The organism is Curvibacter microcysteis, assembly GCF_028649455.1.
GTDB classification, from domain to species: Bacteria; Pseudomonadota; Gammaproteobacteria; order Burkholderiales; family Burkholderiaceae_C; genus Curvibacter; species Curvibacter microcysteis.
Map to the genome: position 1 here is coordinate 99,853 of NZ_JAQSIO010000004.1, position 18,440 is coordinate 118,292.

Below are 18,440 nucleotides of genomic sequence, written 5' to 3' on the forward strand. Positions count from 1 at the left end.
CCCACCCCACACCGGCCCCCAGCCGGTGTGGCTGAAACGCCCCGTGCCTGAGGCCCTTGCGCCCCAGGCCCTCTGACCCCGAACCAGCCCTGCCCCATGACGCGTCCCTACAACTTCTCCGCCGGCCCCGCCGCGATCCCTGAAGAAGTGCTGCAAACCGCCGCCAGCGAAATGCTCGACTGGCACGGCAGCGGCATGAGCGTGATGGAAATGAGCCACCGCGGCAAAGAGTTCATCAGCATCTACGAACAAGCCGAAGCCGACCTGCGCGAACTGCTGGCCGTGCCCTCGAACTTCAAGATTTTGTTCATGCAGGGCGGTGGCCTGGCCGAGAACGCCATCGTGCCGCTGAACCTGTCGCGCGGCGCCTCGGCCGACTTTGTAGTCACCGGCAGCTGGAGCCAAAAGAGCCAAAAAGAAGCCCGCAAGTACTGTGAAGTTCACATTGCCGCCAGCAACGAAGCCGACGGCCACACCAGCCTGCCTGCGCCCAGCAGCTGGCAGCTCAGCGCCAAGCCCAGCTATGTGCACCTGTGCAGCAACGAGACCATTCACGGCGTTGAATTCCACGAGCTGCCCGACCTCAAGGCCCTGGGCTGCGACGCCCCGCTGGTGATCGATTTCTCCTCCCACGTCGCCTCGCGCAGCGTGGACTGGAGCCGCGTCGGCGTGGCCTTTGGCGGCGCGCAAAAGAACCTGGGCCCAGCCGGCCTGACCCTGGTGGTGATCCGCGAAGACCTGCTCGGCCAGGCCCTCAAGGCCTGCCCCAGCGCTTTCGACTACCAACTGGTGGCCAACAACCAGTCCATGTACAACACGCCACCCACCTACGGCATCTACATGGCGGGTTTGACCTTCCAGTGGCTCAAGCGCCAGACCGAAGGAGGCCTGACCGGCCTCGCGGCCATGGAGGCGCGCAACATCGCCAAGGCCCGTCTGCTGTACGAATTCCTGGACCAGTCTCAGCTCTACAGCAACCCGGTGGCGCTCGATGGCCGCTCGCGCATGAACATCCCCTTCCGCCTGCGCGACGAGTCGCTCAACGACGCCTTCCTGGCTGGCGCCAAAGCGCGCGGCCTGCTGCAACTCAAGGGCCACAAGTCGGTGGGCGGCATGCGCGCCAGCATTTACAACGCCATGCCCCTGGCCGGCGTGCAAGCCCTGGTCGACTACCTGCGCGACTTCGAACAAACCCAGGCCTGAACCCACCGTGTTCTGCCCCTCCGGCCCGAGACCTCACACATGACCCAGCCCTCCAACGCCCCCCTGCCCAGCCTGGGCGAGTTGCGTGTCCAAATCGACTCGCTTGACCAGCAACTGCTGAGCCTGCTGAACCAGCGAGCCCACGTGGCCGAGCAGGTCGGTGAGGTCAAAAAGCGCGAAGGCACCCCCTTCTTCCGCCCGGACCGCGTGGCCCAGGTGATCGAAAAGATCAAGGCAGCCAACCCCGGCCCGCTGCGCGACGAGCACGTGGCCGCCGTCTGGCGCGAAATCATGTCGGCCTGTCTGGCCTTGGAATCCCCGCAACGCGTGGCCGTGCTCGGCCCGGCCGGCACCTTCTGCGAACAAGCCGCCATCGAGTTCTTTGGCGGTGCCGCCGACCTGATGTACTGCGCCAACTTTGACGAGGTGTTCCACGCCACCGCCGCGGGCAGCGCGCAGTACGGTGTGGTCGGCGTCGAGAACTCGGTCGAAGGCGTGGTCACGCGCTCGCTGGACCTGTTCCTGCACACGCCCACCCATGTGATTGGCGAAGTCAGCCTGCTGGTGCGCCACAACCTGCTGCGCCAAACCCAGTCGCTGGATGGCATCGAAGCCGTGCTGGCCCACCCACAGGCCCTGGCCCAATGCCAGGCCTGGCTGTCCAAGCACCTGCCGCATGCCGAGCGCCGCCCGGTTTCCAGCAATGCCGAAGGCGCGCGCCTGGCGGCCACCAACCCCGCCTGGGCTGGCCTGGCCAGCGAACGCGCCGCCACCCTGTTTGGCCTGCACATCGTGGCCCACGCCATCCAGGACGACGCCTACAACCGCACCCGTTTCGCCATCATCTCGCTGCCACAAACCCAGGCCATGCCACCCGCCTCGGGCAAGGACTGCACCAGCCTGGTGGTGTCCGTGCCCAACCGCCCGGGCGCCGTGCACGACCTGCTGGTGCCGCTGAAGAAGCATGGCGTGTCCATGACCCGCTTCGAGTCGCGCCCCGCCCGCACCGGCCACTGGGAGTACTACTTCTACATCGACCTCGACGGCCACCCTTCGCAGCCCCATGTGGCCGCGGCGCTGGACGAACTCAGCAGCCTGTGCGCCTTCTACAAGGTATTGGGCTCCTACCCCGTCGGAGCTTTGTGATCATGGGCTGCAGCGTCACCAAGGGTCGCCATGTTTGAACAACTCGGTCTGATCGGCTGCGGCCTGATGGGCGGCTCGTTCGCGCTGGCGCTCAAGCGCGCCGGCCTGGTCAAGCGCGTGGTGGGCTACAGCAAGTCCCCCACCACCACCGAAAAAGCCCGCCAGATGGGCGTCATCGACCTGGCCGCGCCCTCGGCGTTGCTGGCCGTGGCTGGCGCGGACATCGTGATCGTCGCCGTGCCCGTGTCGGCCACGGAGGCCACGCTCAAGGCCATCAAGCACCTGGTCACGCCCGAGATGCTGATCATGGACGTCGGCTCGACCAAGACCGATGTGGTGGCCGCAGCCCGCACCGCGCTGCGCGACCAGATCGGCTCGTTTGTCCCCGCCCACCCGATCGCGGGCAAAGAAGTGGCCGGCATCGAACACGCCGATGCCGACCTGTACCGGGGCAAGCAGGTCATCCTCACACCGCTCGAAAAAACCCTCACCGTGCACCTGCAAAAGGCGGCGGCTGTGTGGGGCGCACTCGGCGCCCAGGTGCTGCACATGTCGCCCGAGCGGCACGATGCCGCCTTTGCCGCCGTCAGCCACCTGCCCCATCTGCTGGCTTTTGCGTTCATCAACGGCATCGCGGCCCAGGCCGATGGTGCCGACTACCTGGCGCTGGGTGGCCCGGGTTTCCGTGACTTCAGCCGCATCGCGGCCAGCGATCCCAAAGTCTGGCGCGACATCTTGCTGACCAACCGCGACGAGTTGCTGGCGCAGACCCGCCACTTCAAGGCCGCCTTGAGCGAGTTCGAAGCGCAGCTGGAGGCCGGCCAGGGCGAAGCCCTGGAAAGCCTGATTGACCGCGCCAACCAAGTCCGGGCGCCTTGGCGCCTGGCGGGCCCCCGCCCCACCAAATAAGCCATGTTCCAAACTGAATTCCTCGACCTGCCGGCCCTGGCCAGCGCTGGCGGCAGCGTCACGCTGCCGGGCTCCAAAAGCATCTCCAACCGCGTGCTGCTGCTGGCGGCCCTGAGCGCGGGCAGCACCCGCATCCACGACCTGCTCGACTCCGACGACACCCGCGTCATGCTGCAGGCCCTGCGCCAGCTCGGCTGCGGCGTGCACGAACAAGGCTCGGTGCTGGTGATCGATGGCCTGGGCGGGCAACTCAAGACCGACACGGCCCAGTTCTTCATGGGCAATGCCGGCACCGCCATGCGCCCCCTGACCGCGGCCCTGGCCGTGCTGGGTGGCGACTTCAGCCTGAGCGGCGTGCCGCGCATGCACGAGCGCCCGATTGGTGACCTGGTCGACGCCTTGCGCGAACTTGGCTGCAGCATCGACTACCTGGGCAACGAGGGCTACCCGCCACTGCACATTGGCCGGGCCCAGCTGCGCCTGGACCAAGCCATCCCCGTGCGCGGCGATGTGTCGAGCCAATTCCTCACCGCGCTGCTGATGGCCTTGCCGCTGGCCGCCACGCAAGACATCGTGATCGAGGTGGTGGGCGAACTGATCAGCAAGCCCTACATCGACATCACCCTCAACCTGTTGCAGCGCTTTGGCATTGCCGTGCGCCGTGAGGGCTGGGCGCGCTTCACCATCCCCGCCGGCAGCCGCTACCAGTCGCCGGGCGACATCCACGTCGAGGCGGACGCCTCCTCGGCCAGCTACTTCATCGCCCTGGGTGCGCTGGCCACACCGTCCGAGCCGGGCGCCAAAGTACGCATCCAGGGCGTGGGCCTGGATTCGATCCAGGGCGACATCCGCTTTGTCGAGGCCGCCCAGGCCATGGGCGCCCAAATCACCGGCGGCCCCAACTGGTTGGAAATCGCGCGCGGCCACTGGCCGCTGAAGGCGATTGACCTGGACTGCAACCACATCCCAGACGCCGCCATGACCCTGGCCGTCATGGCCTTGTACGCCGACGGCCCCTGCACCCTGCGCAACATCGCCAGCTGGCGCGTCAAAGAAACCGACCGCATCGCCGCCATGGTGGCCGAATGCGCCAAGCTCGGCGCCCAGGTCGAAGAAGGCCCGGACTGGCTGCGCGTGCACCCCTTGCCCGCTGGGGCCTGGCGCAGCGCCAGCATCCACACCTATGACGACCACCGCGTGGCCATGTGCTTTTCGCTGGCGGCCTTCAACCCCGATCAGGTCACCGTGCGCATCGAAGACCCCAAATGCGTCGCCAAGACCTTCCCGGACTACTTCGAGACCTTGTTCGGCCTGGTCCAGGCGCAGCCCGGCCGTGTGCCAGTGATCTGCATCGACGGCCCCACCGCGTCCGGCAAGGGCACCGTGGCCGCCGAGGTGGCCAAACGCCTGGGCTACCACTTCCTGGATTCGGGCGCCATGTACCGCGTCACGGCCTTGGCCGCCACGCGCGCCGGCCTGGCCATCGAACCGAGCCAGGAAGCCGCCATAGCCGCCCTGGCGCGTGCCCTGCCCGTTCGCTTTGAAGACGGCAAGGTCCTGCTGGGTGCAGACGATGTGACCGAAGCCATCCGCACCGAAGAGGCCGGCATGAACGCCTCGCGCGTCTCCGCCCTGCCCTCGGTGCGCCTCGCTCTGGTGGACCTGCAACACGGTTTTCAGGCCCTGCCAGGCCTGGTGGCCGATGGCCGCGACATGGGCACGGTGATCTTCCCGAACGCCCCTTACAAGGTCTACATGACCGCCAGCGCCGCCTGCCGCGCAGAGCGCCGCTATAAGCAATTGATATCAAAAGGAATTTCGGCTAACATCAGCGAGTTACGCGCGGACCTCGAAGCCCGCGACGCCCGGGACCAATCCCGGGCTGTTGCGCCGCTCAAGCCCGCCGCCGACGCGCAGTGGTTGGACAACTCCGAACTCAGCATCGATCAATCGGTGCAGCAGGTGTTGGCTGGCTGGCTGCAACGCCAGGCCATCGGAAGTCATTCCGCCACCTGACGACAAGCCCCCGGCAGCCTTTGTTGTCGGGGCATGGGGTCCACTGCACCCCCGCCGCGCGCCAGCGCACAGGTTCAGTGGTTCATCAACGCAACCGCGGGCTCTCCCGCAACCCAAACCGCCGCAAGCAGCCCTTTTCATCGATGGCAATGGTGCCTTCGACCTTCCTGTTTGCGGATGAGGAAAATTCATGTCCGAATCTTTTGCCGCCCTTTTTGAAGAATCCCTGCAACGCTCTGAAATGCGTGCGGGCGAAGTCATCACCGCTGAAGTCGTGCGCATCGAGCACAGCTTCGTGGTGGTGAACGCAGGCCTCAAGTCTGAAGCCTACGTTCCGCTCGAGGAATTCAAGAACGACAAGGGCGAAGTCGAAGTCCAAGTGGGTGACTTCGTCTCGGTGGCCATCGACGCCATCGAAAACGGCTACGGCGACACCATCCTGTCGCGCGACAAGGCCAAGCGTCTGGCTTCCTGGCTGGCCCTGGAAAAGGCCCTGGAATCCGGCGAATTCGTCACCGGCACCACCAGCGGCAAGGTCAAGGGCGGTCTGACCGTTCTGGTCAACGGCATCCGTGCTTTCCTGCCGGGCTCGCTGATCGACACCCGTCCGATCAAGGACCTGACCCCGTTCGAAAACAAGACCCTGGAATTCAAGGTCATCAAGCTGGACCGCAAGCGCAACAACGTGGTGCTGAGCCGCCGTGCCGTGGTCGAAGCCTCGATGGGCGAAGAGCGCGCCAAGCTGATGGAAACCCTGAAGGAAGGCTCCATCGTCAACGGCGTGGTCAAGAACATCACCGAATACGGTGCGTTCGTTGACCTGGGCGGCATCGACGGCCTGCTGCACATCACCGACATGGCATGGCGCCGTGTCCGCCACCCGAGCGAAGTGGTGCAAGCAGGTCAAGAAATCACCGCCAAGATCCTCAAGTTCGACACCGAAAAGAACCGCGTGTCCCTGGGTCTCAAGCAAATGGGCGACGATCCTTGGATGGGCGTCAACCGTCGCTACCCGCAATCGACCCGCCTGTTCGGCAAGATCACCAACATCGCCGACTACGGCGCGTTTGTGGAACTCGAACCCGGTATCGAAGGCCTGGTGCACGTGTCTGAAATGGACTGGACCAACAAGAACATCGCCCCCAGCAAGCTGGTCACGCTGGGCGACGAAGTCGAAGTCATGGTTCTGGAAATCGACGAAGACAAGCGCCGCATCAGCCTGGGCATGAAGCAATGCAAGGCCAACCCGTGGCAAGAGTTCGCGCAAAACACCAAGCGCGGCGACCGCGTCAAGGGCCCGATCAAGTCGATCACCGACTTCGGCGTGTTCGTGGGTCTGGCTGCCGGCATCGACGGCCTGGTTCACCTGTCCGACCTGTCGTGGAACGAAGCTGGCGAAGCCGCTGTGCGCAACTACAAGAAGGGCCAAGAAGTCGAAGCCATCGTGTTGGCTGTGGACGTGGACCGCGAGCGCATCTCCCTGGGCATCAAGCAACTCGACTCCGACCCGTTCACGACCTTCGTGACCGTGAACGACAAGGGTCAAACCGTGACCGGCAAGGTCAAGACGGTGGATGCCCGTGGCGCTGAAATCGACCTCGGCGAAGACATCATCGGCTACCTGCGCGTCAGCGAAATCTCCCGCGACCGCGTGGAAGATGCCCGCAACGTGCTGAAGGAAGGCGACGAAGTGACCGCAGTGGTGGTGAACGTGGATCGCAAGACCCGCAACATCCAACTGTCGATCAAGGCCAAGGACGCTGCTGACCAGCAAGAAGCCATGGCTTCGCTGAGCCAACAGTCGGCCCGCGAAAGCGCCGGCACCACCAGCCTGGGCGCTCTGCTGCGCGCCAAGCTGGATGGCGGCAACAACTGATCCTGACGGATCAACCGGCCAAAGGGCCGGTTTTGCACGCGTTGCAAAACCGGCCCTTTGCCATTTCTGAACCGAATCCATGACCCGATCTGACCTTGTTGAAGAACTGGCCACCCGGTTCAGCCAACTGACCCACCGCGACGCCGAACAGGCCGTCAAGACCATTCTGGATGCGCTGGGCGACGCCCTGGTGCGTGGACACCGAATTGAAATCCGAGGCTTTGGTAGCTTCTCGATCAACCACCGCCCCCCGCGCATGGGCCGCAACCCGCGCAGTGGTGAAAGCGTGGCCATCCCGAGCAAGCGCGTGCCGCACTTCAAGCCAGGCAAGGCCTTGCGCGAAGCGGTCGACAAACGCACCGAAGAGCTCGAATCGCCCCCGACCCCTTGATCCTGGCCACCTGCCAGACACCGCAGGCCATCGGCTGGGCCGAGAGCCCACGATCCCTCGGTAGAATCGCCTCGTCACTGAGGAGATGAATGAAATACCTCATGTGGCTGCTCAAGGCAGCCATTTTTTTTACCCTGTTTGCGTTTGCGCTGAACAACCAGCAAGACGCCACCGTCCATTTCTTCTTTGGCACGCAATGGCGCGCGCCTTTGGTGCTGGTGGTCTTGGCGGCGTTTTCCATGGGGGTGGTCGCCGGCGTGCTCGGCATGGTGCCGCGCTGGTGGAAGCACCGCAGCGCGGCGCGCAAGCACCAGGCCCCTGCCGTCACCAGCACCGCCGCTGCAACGCCGACCCCGCCGCCCCCAAGCCCCTCACTGGACGCCAACGAACCGCCTCATGGAATTTGATCTCAGTTGGCTCCTGCTGGGCCTGCCCCTGGCTTTTTTCCTGGGCTGGGCCGCCTCGCGTTTCGACCTGCGCCAATGGCGCATGGAAAACCGCCAAGCCCCCAAGGCCTACTTCAAGGGCTTGAACTTCCTGCTCAACGAGCAGCAAGACCAGGCGATTGACGCCTTCATCGAGGCCGTGCAAAACGACCCCGACACCTCCGAACTGCACTTTGCGCTGGGCAACCTGTTCCGACGCCGGGGCGAGTACGAACGCGCTGTGCGCGTGCACGAGCACCTGCTCTCGCGCGCCGACCTGAGCCGCACCGACCGGGAACGCGCCCAGCACGCGCTGGCACTGGACTTCCTCAAGGCGGGTCTGCTGGACCGCGCCGAAGCTGCGCTGCAAAAGCTCGAAGGCACGCCCTTTGAAAACCAAGCCCGCCTGGCCTTGCTGGCCATCTATGAACGCTCACGCGACTGGCCCCAGGCCGCCGCCATCGCCCAGCGCATGGACCAGGCCGGCCAAGGCCGCTTCAACACGCGCCAAGCCCATTACCTGTGCGAAGACGCGCTGAGCCTGGCCGCCAAGAAAGCCGTGCCGGAAGCGCTGGAACTGCTGGCTCAGGCCCGCCGCATCGCGCCCGAAGCGCCACGCGCCTACATCGAGGCCGCCCGACTGTTGGCCCAGCAAGGGCAGCACGACCTGGCCTGCGACACCCTGGCGCAGTTGGCCGACATCGCCCCCAGCCACCTCGCCTTGGCCGCCCTGCCCTGGGCCGAATCCGCGCGCGCCAGCCAGCGCGTGGCCGAGACGCTGCAGCGCCTGGAGGCCAGCTACCAGATCGTGCCCTCTCTGGATGTGCTGGAGGCCTTGGTGATGCTCAGCGAAGCCCAAGGCGCCTCTGAGGCCACGGCCCGCGAGCGCTATGTGCAGCACCTGGAGCGGGAACCCTCGCTGGTGGCCGCCGCGCGTTGGATCGCTGGCGAGCAACTGGCCCATGACCAGTTCCACCCCCAGGTGCAACGCGCTCTGGACCACGCGGCCAAACCCCTGACCCGCTACCGCTGTGCGGCCTGCGGTTTTGAGGCCAAGCAGTACTTTTGGCAATGTCCAGGCTGCCAATCCTGGGACAGCTACCCGGCCAAACGCGTCGAAGAGCTCTGAAGCCCGCTGGGCCCAGACCCCGAGTCACAGACCTCACACCTGCTTTCAATTGAGGGGGCGGTCGCCGTCAACGCGCCAGCACCCGTCCCGTTGCAAGGGCTTGCGCCGCTCAGTCCGAGCGGCCACCTCAGCCCAAGGAGCGGTGTCGTGTCCATCTCCCCCCCTTTCTCCGAGCCACGCGCGTGCAGCGAAGCGCCCGTGTCGCCACGACCTGGCCTCGTGACCTGGCTGCTGGGCCTGGGCCTCAGCGCCAGCCTGTTCCTGCAAGCCCAGGCGCTGGAGCTCAACCAAGCCAGCGAAGCCGAACTCGACAGCCTGCTGGGCGTGGGCCCAGCCCTCAGCGGTCGCATTCTGCAGGCGCGGCGCACGGGGCCGTTCACGGACTGGGCCGACCTGATTCAACGCGTGCCAGGCATTGGCACGCGCAGTGCTCGCAAGCTCTCGGCACAGGGCGCAACCATCCAGGGACAGGGGTTTGAAGGCAGCCAGCCCTCAGAGAAAGCGGTTCAAAAAGCCGAATGAGGGGGCACCGCAGAACACGGCGGAATCAGGCGCCAGCCCGCCTTGAAGCAGCCAGGTCGGTGAGCCTTGGCCAAGGCGTGCGGCTCAGGCCTCAGTCCAGCGTCCCGCCGGCCTGGGCCAGATCGGGGGCGCCGTCCCAAGCCACCTCCAAGGCGGCCCGAACTGCCGCGACTTGCTGATCCAGTGCCACCCCGCCCGGCGCGGGCGCCAGTGGCGGCACATGGACAAAGCCCCCCTGCCAAGGCAAAGGCTGCCCCGCCAGCTGCGCTGCCTCCAGCGTGTGGGTGATCCAAAAAAGCAACTGATTGCAAACAAAGGTGCCCGCCGTGTAGGACACGCTGGCCGGTGCGCCCGCCTCGCGCATGGCCTGCACCATGGCCTTGACCGGCAAGCGCGTGCGCCAGGCCAGGGGCGCATCGGCGACGATGGCCTGGTCCAGTGGCTGAGCGCCCGCGTTGTCGGGGATGCGCGCGTCCACCCAGTTCAGGGCCACGCGCTCCACGCACAGCTCACTGCGCGTGCCCGCCAAGCCCAAAGCCAGCACCAGCTGCGGTGCCTGGGCAGCGATCGCGGCCTGCAGCACCGGCCAGGCCTGGCTGAACACGCAAGGCAGTTGCAGCGCCTGAACCTGGGCGCCCTGGCTCAAGCGACTGCCGTGCAACGCCTGCGCCACTGTCCAGGACGGGTTGCTGGACTCGCCCCCAAAGGGCTCAAAGCCCGTCAGCAAGACCGTGCCGGCCATGGCGCTCAAGCACCTTCGCCAGCAGGGCCGTAGCCACCGCCACCCGGGGTCTGCACCTCGAAGATGTCGCCCGGCTGCATGTCGGCCTGACCGATGTGGGCCAGTTCCTCCACGCGGCCATCCAGGCGCAGCACGCGGTTGTGCCCCACCTCGCCCGGCTGGCCACCGGCCATGCCGAAGGCGCCGCGCAGGCGGCCGTTGGACAAAATGCTGGCCGTCATCGGCTCCAGGAAGCGGATGCGGCGCACACCACCGTGGCCCCCTTGCCATTGACCCTGGCCGCCCGAACCCTGGCGGATCTCGTAGCTCTCCAGGCGCACGGGGTAGCGGAACTCCAGCACCTCGGGGTCGGTCATGCGGGAGTTGGTCATGTGGGTTTGCACCACACTGGTGCCTGCAAAGCCGCCCGTGACCTGACCCTGGGCGTCAAACACGGCGCCTGCACCACTGCCGCCACTGATGGTTTCGTAGTACTGGTAGCGCACATTGCCGAAGGTGAAGTTGTTCACCGTGCACTGGCTGGCCGCCATCAGGCCCAAGGCACCGATCAGCGCGTTGGTGATGCAGGTGGAGGTTTCCACGTTGCCCGCCACCACCGAGGCCGGTGGGCGCGGGGCCAGCATCGAGCCTTCAGGGATGATGACCTTCAGCGGCTTCAGGCAGCCTGCGTTGAGCGGGATGTCGTCATCGACCAAGGTGCGGAACACGTACAGCACCGCGGCCATGCACACCGCCGTGGGCGCATTGAAGTTGTTGAGCTGCTGCTCGCTGGTGCCGCTGAAGTCGATCTCGGCACTGCGCTCGGCGGCGTTGACGCGGATGGCCACTTGGATCTGGGCCCCGTTGTCCAGCGGCAGGGTGAACTGGCCGTCCTTCAGGCGGGTGATGGCGCGGCGCACCGACTCTTCGGCGTTGTCCTGCACGTGGCCCATGTAGGCCTGCACCACGTCCAGACCGAACTGGGCCACCATCTTGCGCAGTTCCTGCACGCCTTTTTCGTTGGCGGCGATCTGCGCCTTCAGGTCGGCCAGGTTCTGCGCCGGGTTGCGGCTGGGGAACTCGCCACTCTCCAGCAAAGCCACCATCTCGGCCTCGCGCAGCACACCCTGGTCGACCAGCTTGAAGTTGTTGATCTGCACGCCCTCTTCTTCGATGCGGGTCGAGAAGGGTGGCATGGAGCCCGGGGTGATGCCGCCAATGTCGGCATGGTGGCCGCGCGAGCCCACGTAAAACAGCGGTTGCTCGTCTGCCGCCTGGCCCAGGTAGACCGGGGTGATCACCGTCACGTCCGGCAGGTGGGTGCCGCCGTGATACGGGTCGTTCAGGGCGTAGACATTGCCGGGCTTCATCTGGCCGGCGTTCTCGCGGATTACGGTCTTGATGCTCTCGCCCATGGAGCCCAGGTGCACCGGCATGTGCGGGGCATTGGCGATCAGGTTGCCTGCGGCGTCGAACAGCGCGCAGCTGAAGTCCAGGCGCTCCTTGATGTTCACCGAGTAGGCGGTGTTCTGCAGTTGCAGGCCCATTTGCTCGGCGATGTTCATGAACAGGTTGTTGAAGACTTCCAGCAGCACCGGATCGGCCGTCGTGCCGGCGGCAAAGGTCACGGCACGCGCCACGCGGCGGTCCAGCACCAGGTGGTCCAGCGCGGTCAACGCGGCCTCCCAGCCAGGTTCGACGATGGTGGTGGCGTTCTTCTCGGCAATGATGGCCGGGCCGGTGATCACGTCACCGGGGCGCAGGTCCTCGCGCACCACCAGGGCCGCTTCGTGCCAGGCGCCGCCCGAGTACAGGCGCACCGTTTCGCGGCGCGGCACCTCGCGCACCGGGTTCAGGGCGTGGCGCGGCTCGGCGGGCGCGTCGCCCGCCACCACGGCCTCGACCGACACGGCTTCGACCATCAGGCCCTTGCCCTGCATCAGGAAGGCGAAGCGCTGGCGGTAGGCCTGCTCAAAGCCGGCTTGCACAGCGGCCAGGGTGGCCTCGGCGTCCAGGCCTGCGGGGTAAGTCACGACCAGGGCCGAATCACTGCCCTCGTAGCGCACATGCACGCGGCGCTGGGTGCTGATCTGGCCGGCGCTCACCTCTTGGCGGGTCAGCTCGCCTTCAGCGGCCGTGGCCAGGGTGTTCAGGCTTTGTTCGATGTCGACCAGGGCCGAGGTCTGGAGCTTGAGCTCGACGGCCTGCTCGCGGATCACGCTCTGGTCGGCCAGGCCCATGCCGTAGGCCGACAGCACACCGGCCAGTGGGTGCACAAACACCCGGGTCATGCCCAGGGCGTCGGCCACCAGACAGGCGTGCTGGCCGCCCGCGCCACCAAAGCATTGCAGGGTGTAGCGGGTGACGTCGTAGCCACGCGCCACCGAAATCTTCTTGATCGCGTTGGCCATTTGCTGCACAGCGATCTGGATGAAGCCCTCGGCCACGTCCTCGGCCGAACGGCCGCTTTGCTGCGCCAGCGCTGCAAACTTTTGCTGCACCACCTCGGCGTCCAAGGGCTCATTGGCCTGCGGGCCAAACACCTTGGGGAAGTAGCGCGGCTGCACCTTGCCGACCATGACGTTGGCGTCGGTCACGGCCAAGGGGCCGCCGCGCCGGTAGCTGGCCGGCCCGGGGTTGGCTCCCGCGCTTTGCGGGCCCACGCGGAAGCGTGCTCCGTCAAACTGCAGCAGCGAGCCGCCGCCAGCGGCCACGGTGTGGATGCTCATCATGGGCGCGCGCATGCGCACGCCAGCCACCTGGGTTTCAAACTCGCGCTCGAACTCGCCTTGCAGGCCACCACGGAAATGGCTCACGTCGGTGGAGGTGCCGCCCATGTCGAAGCCGATCACATCGTCATGCCCGGCCAGGCCGGCGGTGCGCGCCATGCCGACGATGCCGCCCGCCGGACCGCTCAAGATGGCGTCCTTGCCCTGGAACACATGGGCATCGGTCAAACCGCCCGAAGACTGCATGAAGAACAAGCGCACGCCCGGCATCTCGCCAGCCACCTGGTCCACATAGCGGCGCAGGATGGGCGACAGGTAAGCGTCGACCACCGTCGTGTCGCCCCGGCTGACGAACTTCATCAGCGGGCTGGTCTCATGCGAGGTGCTGATCTGCGTGAAGCCAATCTCGGCGGCGATCTGCCGCGCTGCCTTTTCGTGGGCGCTGTACCGGTAGCCGTGCATGAAGACCACGGCCACGCTGCGCAGGCCCCGGTCAAAAGCGGCTTGCAGGTCGGCGCGCAGGCGGGGCTCATCCAGGGCCTGGACCAACTCCCCCGTGGCGCCCACGCGCTCGTCGGCTTCGATGACCTCGCGGTACAGCAGCTCGGGCAGCACGATGCGGCGGTCAAACAAGCGCGGGCGGTTTTGGTAAGCAATGCGCAGCGCGTCGCGGAAGCCGCGCGTGGTGACCAGCAGCGTGGGCTCGCCCTTGCGCTCCAGCAGGGCGTTGGTGGCCACGGTGGTGCCCATCTTCACGCACTCCACCTGCTCGGGGGTGATCGGCTCGCCCGGCTTCAGGCCCAGCAGGTGGCGGATGCCCGCCACGGCCGCGTCGCGGTACTGCTCGGGGTTCTCGGACAGCAGCTTGTGGGTCAGCAGCGTGAAGCTGCCGTCGGCATTGGGCTTTTTGGCGACGATGTCGGTGAAGGTACCGCCCCGGTCGATCCAGAACTGCCAGCGGGTGGGCTTCGGGGCAACAGAAACTTGCATGGTCAGAACTCAGCGTGTGAAGGGTGAATGAAAAAGGAGCCGGCCACGGCCCGCTCGCCCAAGAGGCGGCGCGACTGCAGCAGCGTCAACAAGGTCCAGCCCGTGGCGTCGGCCACGGCCTGGGCATAGGGGGGCAGGTTGGTGCACTCCAGCACCAGTTCGCCCAAGTGAGGTGCACGCGCCTGCAACTGGAGTGCGGCCGCGACCACGTCGCGCTCCGCCTGGGCGACGTCCAGGGTGCTGCGGTTGCCCACGATGGACTGCACAAAATGGCTGTCCGGTGGCAGGCCTTGCACCCACACATCGCGCAGGCGCTCCGCGGGCACCCCGGCGGCCAACAGGTGGGCGGGGCCCAAGCCCTCGGCCCGGATGGTCAGCACGCCGACTTGCGGGCGGCGCCGCAACAAAGCAGGCAACCCCAGCAAGCTGGAGCTGACCACCGGCACCGGGACGGCCGCCTGCAACTGCGCCTGCAAGAGCACCAAGAAGCCACAACTGGTGGTGAGGGCCTGGGCGCCCTGCGCCACCAGGCGCTGAGCGGCCTGCTCAAACCATGGCAGCAGGCCAGAAGCCAGCAAGGCCTCGGCAGAGCCCACCACCCGGCGCGGCACGGCGCCGGTGACCACCTCGGTCAAGACCTCGGTGGGAAAACTGTCCGCCCGCCCCAGATCACCCGGGGGACGCGGGAACTGCGTGTCCAGGCGGATCAAGCCCAGGCGGGCGGGCTGCGGCAAGTGGCTCACAGCCAGGGACTCACAACGAAGCCGCCGCGCGGGCGGCCTGGTCGTACATGCCGGAGAGCACGCGCAGCAAGCGGGCCAGTTCGCCAATGTCCCGATTGAGTGCATCGTCGGCCTTCATCGCACCAATCAGGCACGACTCGCGGATGGCCCGGTAGCGCGCCACGCTCTCGCGACCGGCGTCCGTGCAGGCATAGGTGACTTCCTTGCCGTTCTTGCTGGCCTGCACCACGCCCAGGTTGACCAACTTCTTGAGCGAGTAGTTGATCAGATGGGTGTCTTCCACATTCATGATGAAGCAGATGTCAGCCAGGCGTTTGTTGCGCGCCCGGTGCGTGACGTGGTGCAACACCAGCACGTCCAGCGGGGTCAGGTCTTTCAGGCCGGCCGCGCTCATGCAATGCACGATCCAGCGGTGGAAGGCATTGCCCGCCACCACCAGGCCAAACTCAAACTCGCTCATCTCGGCACTTTGGTCCGAAACGAGGTGGGCAGAGGACACAATCAGTTGCCGATCGGTGTCGGCCGATGTGGGGGGCTGCGACTTGGCGTTCATCGTTCTCCTGCCTGCTGGCATTGATGTTGCATGTGTCAGATTGTAGGCAGCACAATAACGATTTGCCAACAATTTGTTGACATTAAGTAGAAACCCCCATGAAGCCGCCTGCTGTGAGGCTTACATTCACGTCACACTTTTTTAGCCGGAGTCCCCATGAAGCGTCGTTCTCTCTCCTTTGCCGCAGCCGCCCTGGCCTTGGTGTCGACGGGCACCTTCGCCCAAACCAAGTGGGATCTGCCCACCGCCTACCCGGCGACCAACTTCCACACGGAAAACTTGACGCAGTTCGCGCAGGACGTGGACAAGGCCAGCGCGGGCAAGCTCAAGATCACGGTGCACGCCAACGCCTCCCTGTTCAAGGCCAATGAGATCAAGCGCGCGGTGCAAGGCGGTCAAGCCCAGATTGGCGAGCTGCTGCTGGCCAACTTCGAAAACGAGAACCCGATTTACGGCACCGACGGCATCCCTTTCCTGGCCTCGTCCTACGCCGAGTCCAAGCGCCTGTATGACGCCCAGAAGCCAGTGCTGGAAAAGCTGCTCAACGCCCAAGGCATGAAGCTGCTCTACACGGTGCCATGGCCGCCCCAAGGTGTCTACACCAAGAAGGAAATTGCCTCGGTGGCGGACCTGCGCGGCATCAAGTGGCGCGCATACAGCCCCGCCACGGCCAAGATTGCCGAGTTGATCGGTGCCCAGCCCGTGACCATCCAGGCCGCTGAACTGTCGCAAGCCCTGGCCACCGGCGTGATCGAGAGCTACATGAGCTCGGGCTCCACCGGCTACGACTCCAAGACCTACGAAAGCCTGAAGTACTGGTACGACACCCAAGCCTGGCTGCCCAAGGACGCGGTGATCGTCAACAAGAAGTCGTTTGACGCCCTGGACCCCGCGCTGCAAACCGCGGTGACCAAGGCCGCTGCCGACGCTGAAACCCGCGGCTGGGCCCTGAGCGCCGAAAAGAACGAGTGGTACAAGAAGGCGCTGACCGAGAAGGGCATGAAGATCATGCAACCCTCGGCCAAGCTGAACGCCGACCTGCGCCAAGTGGGCGACATCATGCTGGCCGACTGGCTCAAGAAGGCCGGCCCGGATGGTGAAGCCATCATTGCCGCCTACAAGAAGTCGGCCCCTGCGGCGAAGAAGTGATGCGTCGCTTTCTAGACCGCCTCTACCTGGGCATGGGCGCCTTGGGCGCCGCCTTCATCGCGCTGATCTGCGTGCTGATGGTGGCCCAGAGCGTGCTGCGTGAGTTCGGGGTGCGCACCGGCGCCCTGAACGACGTGGTGGCTTGGTGCTGCGCCGCAGCGGCCTTCTTTGCCATGCCGCACGCCTTCAAGCACGGTGACTTTGTGCGCGTGACCCTGCTGCTGGAAAAAGTCTCCAGCGGCACGCGCCGTGCGCTCGAAATCATCTCGCTGCTGATCGGCACCTTGGCCACAGGCTACCTGGCCTGGTCAGCCTGCCAGTTCACGTACGAGAGCTGGGAATTCAACGACATCGCCCAAGGCCTGCTGCCCATCCCGATGTGGATTCCGCAGATGAGCTTTGCGATCGGCTCGGTCCTGTTGGTGATCGCCTTGCTGGATGAATTGATCATCGTGCTGCGCGGCGGCGTGCCCACTTTTGTGCGCGAAGTCGAAGAGCGCCATGCCCGTGGCGACTTCTCCTCCGACGTTTGACGTCATCCACTCCAGAGAAAGAACAACATGGATGTCTTGATGGTGGGCGGCATTTTGCTGCTGCTCATGATGGTGCTTTTGTCCGGCGGGGTGTGGATTGCCATGACGCTGGCCATTTGCGGCTGGGTCGGTCAGGCCTTCTTCACCAGCACAGCGCCGGGGAAGAACCTCTTCTCCGCCTTCTGGGAAAGCAATGCCAGCTGGGAGCTGGCGGCGCTGCCCCTGTTCATCTGGATGGGTGAAATCCTGTTCCGGACCAAGCTCAGCGAAGAGATGTTCGAGGGCCTGCGCCCTTGGCTCAACCGCGTGCCGGGCCGGCTGATGCACACCACCATCCTGGGATGCGGCATTTTTGGCTCGGTGTCTGGCTCGTCGGCCGCGACCTGCGCCACCATCTCCAAGGTGGCCCTGCCCGAGTTGATGAAGCGCGGCTACGACGAAAAGCTGGCCCTGGGCTCGCTGGCCACGGCCGGCACCCTGGGCATTCTGATCCCGCCCTCGATCACCATGGTGGTCTACGCGGTGGCCGCTGATGCCTCGATCATCCGCATCTTCCTGGCGGGCTTTTTGCCGGGCTTCTTGCTGATGGCGCTGTTCTCTGGCTACATCGGCTGGTGGAGCCTGCGCAACCCAGAAAAAGTACCTGCGGCCGACCCGCCCAGCAGCTTCTTGCAGAAGATCAAACAGTCGGGCAACCTGATCCCCTGTGCGGCCCTGATCGTCTTCATCTGCTGGGTGCTGATCGCCGGTTATGCCACCGCCACCGAGTGCGCGGCCTACGGCGTGGTGGGTTCGTTGGGCCTGGCCCTGTGGAGCCGCTCGCTGACCTGGCAGAACTTCAAAGAAGGCCTGATGGGCACGACGCGCACCAGCTGCATGATCATGTTCATCCTGGCGGGCGCTGCCTTCCTCACCAAGACCATGGCCTTCACCGGCATCCCGCGTGAGCTGGCCGAGTGGGTGGACGCCATGCACCTGTCCCCCCTGGCCTTGATCAGCGTGCTGGTCGTCGTCTACCTGATCCTGGGCACCGCGCTCGACGGCATCAGCATGATCGTGCTGACCAGCGCCGTGGTGCTGCCCATGATCCAGAAGGCGGGCTTTGACCTGGTGTGGTTTGGCATCTTCATCGTGCTGCTGGTGGAAATTGCCGAGGTCACGCCGCCCGTGGGCTTCAACCTGTTCGTGCTGCAAAACATGACCGGCAAGGACAGCAACCTGATCGCCAAGGCGGCCCTGCCCTTCTTTGGCTGCCTGGTGGTCTGCATCTTGCTGATCACGGTGTTCCCGAACATCGTGACCTTCCTGCCTGACCTGGTGATGGGCGTGGACAAGTAAGGGCTGGTCTGGGTGCAGGCGCTTGGGATACGCCGCCCGCACCCAGCCACATCCCAGGTCACGGGCC

The 18,440-nt window shown here is 65.6% G+C and carries 16 protein-coding genes; 12 read left to right on the forward strand and 4 right to left on the reverse strand.

Annotated elements, in window-relative coordinates; translation table 11 throughout:
• The first annotated feature begins 96 nt into the window (after nucleotides 1-96).
• The 9 genes from serC (at nucleotide 97) to PSQ39_RS12095 (ending at nucleotide 9,617) form a co-directional block, all read left to right on the forward strand.
• The gene (gene serC / locus PSQ39_RS12055) at nucleotides 97-1,203 is read left to right on the forward strand and encodes a 3-phosphoserine/phosphohydroxythreonine transaminase (protein ID WP_273927060.1); all 1,107 of its coding nucleotides are present in this window, start codon (nucleotides 97-99) and stop codon (nucleotides 1,201-1,203) included.
• A gap of 39 nt (nucleotides 1,204-1,242) precedes the next feature.
• The gene (pheA, locus tag PSQ39_RS12060; protein WP_273927061.1) at nucleotides 1,243-2,349 is read left to right on the forward strand and encodes a prephenate dehydratase; all 1,107 of its coding nucleotides are present in this window, start codon (nucleotides 1,243-1,245) and stop codon (nucleotides 2,347-2,349) included.
• Between the two features lie 30 nt (nucleotides 2,350-2,379).
• Nucleotides 2,380-3,258, forward strand: coding sequence for a prephenate dehydrogenase (locus tag PSQ39_RS12065; RefSeq protein ID WP_273927062.1), 879 nt, complete (start codon nucleotides 2,380-2,382; stop codon nucleotides 3,256-3,258).
• A 3-nt stretch (nucleotides 3,259-3,261) separates the two neighbouring features.
• The gene (locus tag PSQ39_RS12070) at nucleotides 3,262-5,274 is read left to right on the forward strand and encodes a bifunctional 3-phosphoshikimate 1-carboxyvinyltransferase/cytidylate kinase (RefSeq protein WP_273927063.1); all 2,013 of its coding nucleotides are present in this window, start codon (nucleotides 3,262-3,264) and stop codon (nucleotides 5,272-5,274) included.
• Between the two features lie 190 nt (nucleotides 5,275-5,464).
• Entirely contained in the window at nucleotides 5,465-7,150 is a 1,686-nt protein-coding gene (gene rpsA, locus PSQ39_RS12075; RefSeq protein ID WP_273927064.1) for a 30S ribosomal protein S1, read from the forward strand.
• 79 nt (nucleotides 7,151-7,229) lie between these two features.
• Nucleotides 7,230-7,541 carry an integration host factor subunit beta gene (locus PSQ39_RS12080; RefSeq protein WP_273927065.1) on the forward strand — a complete coding sequence of 104 codons (312 nt, stop codon included), beginning with the start codon at nucleotides 7,230-7,232 and terminating at the stop codon, nucleotides 7,539-7,541.
• An 89-nt stretch (nucleotides 7,542-7,630) separates the two neighbouring features.
• The gene (locus PSQ39_RS12085) at nucleotides 7,631-7,948 is read left to right on the forward strand and encodes a LapA family protein (protein ID WP_273927066.1); all 318 of its coding nucleotides are present in this window, start codon (nucleotides 7,631-7,633) and stop codon (nucleotides 7,946-7,948) included.
• Nucleotides 7,938-9,095: a lipopolysaccharide assembly protein LapB gene (lapB, locus tag PSQ39_RS12090; RefSeq protein WP_273927067.1), complete on the forward strand. Its 1,158-nt coding sequence runs from the start codon at nucleotides 7,938-7,940 to the stop codon at nucleotides 9,093-9,095. Before PSQ39_RS12085 ends, lapB begins: the two co-directional genes overlap by 11 nt.
• A 147-nt stretch (nucleotides 9,096-9,242) precedes the next feature.
• A complete protein-coding gene (locus PSQ39_RS12095) occupies nucleotides 9,243-9,617 on the forward strand; it encodes a ComEA family DNA-binding protein (protein ID WP_273927068.1) in 375 nt (124 codons plus the stop codon).
• A 91-nt stretch (nucleotides 9,618-9,708) separates the two neighbouring features.
• Here the strand turns inward: PSQ39_RS12095 and pcp are convergent, their stop codons facing one another.
• From pcp to PSQ39_RS12115, 4 genes are read right to left on the reverse strand one after another with little or no spacing between them, the layout of a single operon-like run.
• Nucleotides 9,709-10,359, reverse strand: coding sequence for a pyroglutamyl-peptidase I (gene pcp, locus PSQ39_RS12100; RefSeq protein WP_273927477.1), 651 nt, complete (start codon nucleotides 10,357-10,359; stop codon nucleotides 9,709-9,711).
• 5 nt (nucleotides 10,360-10,364) lie between these two features.
• Nucleotides 10,365-14,057: a hydantoinase B/oxoprolinase family protein gene (locus PSQ39_RS12105; RefSeq protein ID WP_273927069.1), complete on the reverse strand. Its 3,693-nt coding sequence runs from the start codon at nucleotides 14,055-14,057 to the stop codon at nucleotides 10,365-10,367.
• Between the two features lie 2 nt (nucleotides 14,058-14,059).
• Entirely contained in the window at nucleotides 14,060-14,800 is a 741-nt protein-coding gene (locus PSQ39_RS12110) for an aspartate/glutamate racemase family protein (RefSeq protein WP_273927070.1), read from the reverse strand.
• A 10-nt stretch (nucleotides 14,801-14,810) separates the two neighbouring features.
• Entirely contained in the window at nucleotides 14,811-15,353 is a 543-nt protein-coding gene (locus PSQ39_RS12115; protein WP_273927071.1) for a winged helix DNA-binding protein, read from the reverse strand.
• A gap of 156 nt (nucleotides 15,354-15,509) precedes the next feature.
• On the opposite strand from PSQ39_RS12115, the gene PSQ39_RS12120 reads away from it, so the two are divergent.
• The 3 genes from PSQ39_RS12120 to PSQ39_RS12130 are packed head-to-tail and all read left to right on the forward strand — an operon-like array spanning nucleotide 15,510 to nucleotide 18,373.
• Nucleotides 15,510-16,502, forward strand: a complete 993-nt coding sequence (locus PSQ39_RS12120; protein WP_273927072.1) for a TRAP transporter substrate-binding protein — start codon at nucleotides 15,510-15,512, stop codon at nucleotides 16,500-16,502.
• Nucleotides 16,502-17,035 carry a TRAP transporter small permease gene (locus PSQ39_RS12125; protein ID WP_273927073.1) on the forward strand — a complete coding sequence of 178 codons (534 nt, stop codon included), beginning with the start codon at nucleotides 16,502-16,504 and terminating at the stop codon, nucleotides 17,033-17,035. The genes PSQ39_RS12120 and PSQ39_RS12125 overlap by 1 nt, the downstream gene beginning before the upstream one ends.
• A 27-nt stretch (nucleotides 17,036-17,062) precedes the next feature.
• A complete protein-coding gene (locus PSQ39_RS12130; RefSeq protein WP_273927074.1) occupies nucleotides 17,063-18,373 on the forward strand; it encodes a TRAP transporter large permease in 1,311 nt (436 codons plus the stop codon).
• Nucleotides 18,374-18,440: the final 67 nt, after the last annotated feature.

Excerpts from the sequence above, each read along its gene's own strand:
- pheA (WP_273927061.1), top strand. The coding sequence starts at position 1,243 with ATGACCCAGCCCTCCAACGCCCCCCTGCCCAGCCTGGGCGAGTTGCGT.
- PSQ39_RS12065 (WP_273927062.1), top strand. The coding sequence starts at position 2,380 with ATGTTTGAACAACTCGGTCTGATCGGCTGCGGCCTGATGGGCGGCTCG.
- PSQ39_RS12070 (WP_273927063.1), top strand. The coding sequence starts at position 3,262 with ATGTTCCAAACTGAATTCCTCGACCTGCCGGCCCTGGCCAGCGCTGGC.
- PSQ39_RS12120 (WP_273927072.1), top strand. The coding sequence starts at position 15,510 with ATGAAGCGTCGTTCTCTCTCCTTTGCCGCAGCCGCCCTGGCCTTGGTG.
- PSQ39_RS12115 (WP_273927071.1), bottom strand. The coding sequence starts at position 15,353 with ATGAACGCCAAGTCGCAGCCCCCCACATCGGCCGACACCGATCGGCAA.
- PSQ39_RS12105 (WP_273927069.1), bottom strand. The coding sequence starts at position 14,057 with ATGCAAGTTTCTGTTGCCCCGAAGCCCACCCGCTGGCAGTTCTGGATC.
- PSQ39_RS12130 (WP_273927074.1), top strand. The coding sequence starts at position 17,063 with ATGGATGTCTTGATGGTGGGCGGCATTTTGCTGCTGCTCATGATGGTG.
- serC (WP_273927060.1), top strand. The coding sequence starts at position 97 with ATGACGCGTCCCTACAACTTCTCCGCCGGCCCCGCCGCGATCCCTGAA.
- lapB (WP_273927067.1), top strand. The coding sequence starts at position 7,938 with ATGGAATTTGATCTCAGTTGGCTCCTGCTGGGCCTGCCCCTGGCTTTT.
- rpsA (WP_273927064.1), top strand. The coding sequence starts at position 5,465 with ATGTCCGAATCTTTTGCCGCCCTTTTTGAAGAATCCCTGCAACGCTCT.
- PSQ39_RS12085 (WP_273927066.1), top strand. The coding sequence starts at position 7,631 with ATGAAATACCTCATGTGGCTGCTCAAGGCAGCCATTTTTTTTACCCTG.
- PSQ39_RS12125 (WP_273927073.1), top strand. The coding sequence starts at position 16,502 with ATGCGTCGCTTTCTAGACCGCCTCTACCTGGGCATGGGCGCCTTGGGC.
- PSQ39_RS12080 (WP_273927065.1), top strand. The coding sequence starts at position 7,230 with ATGACCCGATCTGACCTTGTTGAAGAACTGGCCACCCGGTTCAGCCAA.
- pcp (WP_273927477.1), bottom strand. The coding sequence starts at position 10,359 with ATGGCCGGCACGGTCTTGCTGACGGGCTTTGAGCCCTTTGGGGGCGAG.